Source organism: Microcystis sp. LEGE 08355, from assembly GCF_015207185.1.
Lineage (GTDB): Bacteria > Cyanobacteriota > Cyanobacteriia > Cyanobacteriales > Microcystaceae > Microcystis > Microcystis panniformis.
Map to the genome: position 1 here is coordinate 1 of NZ_JADEXI010000417.1, position 4,146 is coordinate 4,146.

Annotated in this window: 4 protein-coding genes; all 4 read left to right on the forward strand. The window is 39.0% G+C overall.

Features of this window, described 5'->3' with window-relative positions; all coding sequences use genetic code 11:
• Positions 1-220 precede the first annotated feature (220 nt).
• The 4 genes from IQ242_RS18220 (at position 221) to IQ242_RS18235 (ending at position 3,933) form a co-directional block, all read left to right on the forward strand.
• On the forward strand, positions 221-721 hold the full coding sequence (locus IQ242_RS18220; protein ID WP_193960941.1) for a hypothetical protein: 501 nt from the start codon (positions 221-223) through the stop codon (positions 719-721).
• Positions 722-744: 23 nt separating this feature from the next.
• On the forward strand, positions 745-2,844 hold the full coding sequence (locus tag IQ242_RS27240; protein ID WP_193960942.1) for a tetratricopeptide repeat protein: 2,100 nt from the start codon (positions 745-747) through the stop codon (positions 2,842-2,844).
• Positions 2,845-3,196: 352 nt separating this feature from the next.
• The gene (locus tag IQ242_RS18230; RefSeq protein ID WP_002796015.1) at positions 3,197-3,442 is read left to right on the forward strand and encodes a UPF0175 family protein; all 246 of its coding nucleotides are present in this window, start codon (positions 3,197-3,199) and stop codon (positions 3,440-3,442) included.
• Complete coding sequence (locus IQ242_RS18235) at positions 3,439-3,933, forward strand: DUF3368 domain-containing protein (protein WP_193960943.1); 495 nt, start codon at positions 3,439-3,441, stop codon at positions 3,931-3,933. The genes IQ242_RS18230 and IQ242_RS18235 overlap by 4 nt, the downstream gene beginning before the upstream one ends.
• Positions 3,934-4,146: the final 213 nt, after the last annotated feature.

Consider the following 4,146-nt stretch of genomic DNA (forward strand, 5'->3'; position numbering starts at 1 on the left):
GTGGGGGACAGCCAAAGGAATGACATTTTTAGATGGATAAGTAGCTGGTTATAATTAAATTAAAAATCGATTTTAGGTTCGATCCCCCCTGCCCCCCTTGATAAGGGGGGTGCCGATCCCCCCTTAGTCCCCCCTTGATAAGGGGGGTATCTGACAACTTTTAACGCCTACCTACTTAGATCATAATTGAATTAATTGGCTAATTTAAGCTTATTTTCCCATGGCTACTGGCGAATTACAAAATCTCGATAAAAATATTCAACGCTTGAAAGAACAATTAGCGGGAAAGCGAAACACTTTAGTCACAATCGGACCGGAAGAACAAGTTAGGATCAAGCAGCAGATGGAAGATTTACGCCGACTAATTCGGGATTTTGAACGAGAAAAATGGGATTTAGTCGCCAGCGAGAGTCAAGAAGCATCTTTTCCTGATGCCGAGGTAATGGTAGCAGAAATTGTCACAGAATTGACGGCAATTACCGCAGAACCACCCCCTGAACTTGCTTCTGTACACATCTTAGAATCATTAAACCAAATTCTGGCTAAACTCAATCAACCAGAGCGATCAGCAGCAGCCAAATTAAAAGCGGCTATATCTACTATACCGCCTTTTGTTTCCCTGACCTACGAGGCGGAATTAGATACTGAGTCAACTTTTAAGCGTTATTTTCCCACATTTAATCGTGTGATTGCAGGGGTGAAAAATCGTCTAAAAAAGTAAGTAATCCCTCTATCCCTAGTAATGTGGGCAAAAGTACGGTTAATTTTGTCGGGAGGGAAGATGAGTTAACCTTAATTCATCAGCAATTGCAAACAGAACAAGGGGTGATTGTTTGTGCAGTAGAAGGGTTAGGGGGAATAGGAAAAACCGCTTTAGCTTTGGAATATGCGAAACGATACCAACAGGAATACGCGGCACAATATTGGTTATCCTTGCGACTATCGGGTTTAGCAGAAGAAATAGTTAAATTAGCTGGTTCCTATCTATCTTTACCAGAAATATTGAAAAAAGAATCTTTAGAAAAACAAGTGAACTGGTATTGGCAAAATTGGCTACCTCAGCAGGGAAAATTATTATTAATTCTCGATGATGTCCCCAATATCGACAGAATTCCCGATCGAATGTTACCAAAAGATTCTAGGATTAAGATATTAGTCACCACTAGAGAAAGGTGTCTTAGTACGGAATTTAAGTCTATAGCTTTAGATGTTTTACCCTTGGATAAATGTGTAGAATTATTAACTAAAATTGTTGGTACTGCTAAAGTTGAGCAAGAAAAAGCTTTAGTAGAACAGATTTGTCACGAAATTTTAGGACGCTTAACCTTAGCAGTGGAGTTAGTGGGGGAATATTTAGCGAAAAATCGTCATTTAAAGTTTAGCCATTTACGCGATAAATTAAATTTAGCTCATACTGCTTTAACTAAGGAAAGAAACCACAAAGATTATGGACATTTAGGGGTAGCAGCCGCAATTAAAATCAGTTGGGATGATTTAAGTTCTGCTGTTCAAAAAGTGGCAATGCTGTTGAGTTTATTCGCACCAGTAGCTATTGCTTGGACGTTGCTAGAAGATACGGCAAAATCCACGGAAATTACCGAAAGTGAACTAGAAGAAGCGCGGGGACAATTGGATAATTCTCATCTGATGCAACCCGTGGATGAGGACTATTCTTTTTATCGGATTCATCCCCTCGTGAGAGAATTTTTTCAACAGCAATTACAGGCAATTCCTCAGATAAATTCTCTTTATCGATGCGCTTTTGTGGAAACTTTGTTAACCATTGCCGAAAATATCCCACCAACCCCCACAAGGGAGATTATTGCAGCGGTAACTCCCGCAATTCCCCATCTGCAACTTGTCAGTCAAACCATGTTAGATGATATTCCCAACCCGGAAGATAATTTAATTCAGGTGTTTCTTGGGGTAGCTTTGTTTTATAAGGGACAGGGAGAATATGATTTAGCAGCAGTTACCTTAACAAAATGTTGTGAAGAAATCCAATCTCGCTTAGGAGAAAACCATCCAATTGTTGCTGACATTCTCAATAATTTAGCAGTGTTATATGAATTCCAAGGCAGATACGCAGAAGGAGAACTGTTGTGTAAGCACTCCCTTTCTCTGATAAAACAGCGATTAGGAGAAAACAATCTCGATTTTGCTATTAGGCTCGATAATTTAGCGAGATTATACCGCTGTCAAGGCAAATACGCAGAAGCAGAATCGTTGTATAAGCACTCCCTTTCTCTGATAGAACAGCTATTAGGAGAAAACAATCTCTATTTTGCTAACATTCTCAATAATTTAGCAGAATTATACCTCAGCCAAGACAGATACATAGAAGCGGAACCCTTGTGTAAGAGATGCCTTTCTCTGATAGAACAGCTATTAGGAGAAAACAATCTATATTTTGCTACCAGTCTCAATAATTTAGCGGTATTATACTGCTGCCAAGGCAGATACGCAGAAGCGGAACCGTTGTATAAACGCTCCCTTTCTCTGATAGAACAGCTATTAGGAGAAAACAATCTCGATTTTGCTAACAGTCTCAATAATTTAGCGGGATTATACAAATACCAAGGCAGATACGCAGAAGCAGAATCGTTGTATAAGCGCTCCCTTTCTATGCGGGAACAGCTATTAGGAGAAAACCATCCCGATGTTGCTGCCAGTCTCAATAATTTAGCAGAATTATACAAATACCAAGGCAGATACGCAGAAGCGGAACCGTTGTATGTGAGAGCTATTGCTATTTATCAAGAAAGATTAGGAGAAAATCATCCCGATACCCAAAAAGTAATGCAAAATTTTATGATCCTGTTGTCGCGATTATCCGATAAATAATTACAGCAAAGATTCCCCGATGAGATAGTTAATCTCTTAAAAAGTATCAGGTAGGTAAAAAAATATATATCTCCTTCCCCGGTTTTACTGGGGAGCGCTCAGTTGCCGGGATATCCTAACCAAGCTTCTCAATCTTCTAGTTCAAAAAAATCGAATAAAGCTGCTGCCTTCCTTTAAATACGCGCAAACACGCACACTACAATAGTCCTATAGTCCTACTGCCAGTATGAAGCCATCTCAGGGGTTTGGGATTGTTTCGGATGGATGCTAATGGAACATTTTGCTAATATGGAATTGGATCAGAAGTGAAAGTTAACTGTTAATCGGAATGTTATTGTTCAGGAGAAAAATCATGAGTCTTACTATCTCTGATGAAATTTTATCCCTAACTCGGATGTCAGAATCTGAGCTAAAACAAGAAATTGCCATCATGCTTTTTCAAAAGGAAAAGCTGACGCTTGGACAGGCTAGTAATTTAGCAGAAATGAATCAATTTCAATTTCAAAATTTACTAGCAAGTCGCCAAATTCCTCTTCATTACGACCTTGAAGACTTAGATGCTGATGTCAAGACCTTAGGCAAACTAGGCAGATTATGATAGTGGTTAGTAATACCTCACCCATTAACAATTTAGCATCTGTCAATCAGCTAAATTTACTACAGCAACTCTACGAAAGCATCATTATTCCTGAAGCCGTTTATCGAGAACTGACTACCGTTCCCGTCGCCGGAAGTCAAGAAGTTCAAACCTTGTCTTGGTTCAAAAAACAAAATATAACCAATACAAAACTTGTCGAAAATCTTAATCTTGAAGTCGATAGAGGGGAGGCGGAAGCAATTACTCTTGCTCTTGAAATAAACGCCGAACTTCTGTTAATAGATGAACGTCTAGGTAGAATTGTTGCTTCACGTCTAGGGATTGAGTTTACCGGAGTATTAGGAGTTTTACTTGAAGCTAAAAGTAAGGGGTTAATTGCTCAAGTTAAACCATTACTTGACCATTTGCGTATTTCTGGATTTTGGATGAGAGAGCAACTGTATAATCAGGTTTTAAATCTAGCGGCTCTTCTCGTTTCTGTGTGGGAGTAAGAAGAATAGGGATAATTTTCCAGAAATATAGTCTTCAAAGCCTTGCCTAGCAAGACTCCTACGAATGATAAGCACTGATTATCACACCAAGTCGAGAAGAGCCATCTAGCTAATGAATAAAATGCGCTCTCATACTAAATCTGGTTATTAAAAACTGATTATTTAGGGCTTGCTGAATAAATCTAAAAACCTTGTTGGATAAGACTTTTAGAC

Excerpts from the sequence above, each read along its gene's own strand:
- IQ242_RS18220 (WP_193960941.1), top strand. The coding sequence starts at position 221 with ATGGCTACTGGCGAATTACAAAATCTCGATAAAAATATTCAACGCTTG.
- IQ242_RS18230 (WP_002796015.1), top strand. The coding sequence starts at position 3,197 with ATGAGTCTTACTATCTCTGATGAAATTTTATCCCTAACTCGGATGTCA.
- IQ242_RS18235 (WP_193960943.1), top strand. The coding sequence starts at position 3,439 with ATGATAGTGGTTAGTAATACCTCACCCATTAACAATTTAGCATCTGTC.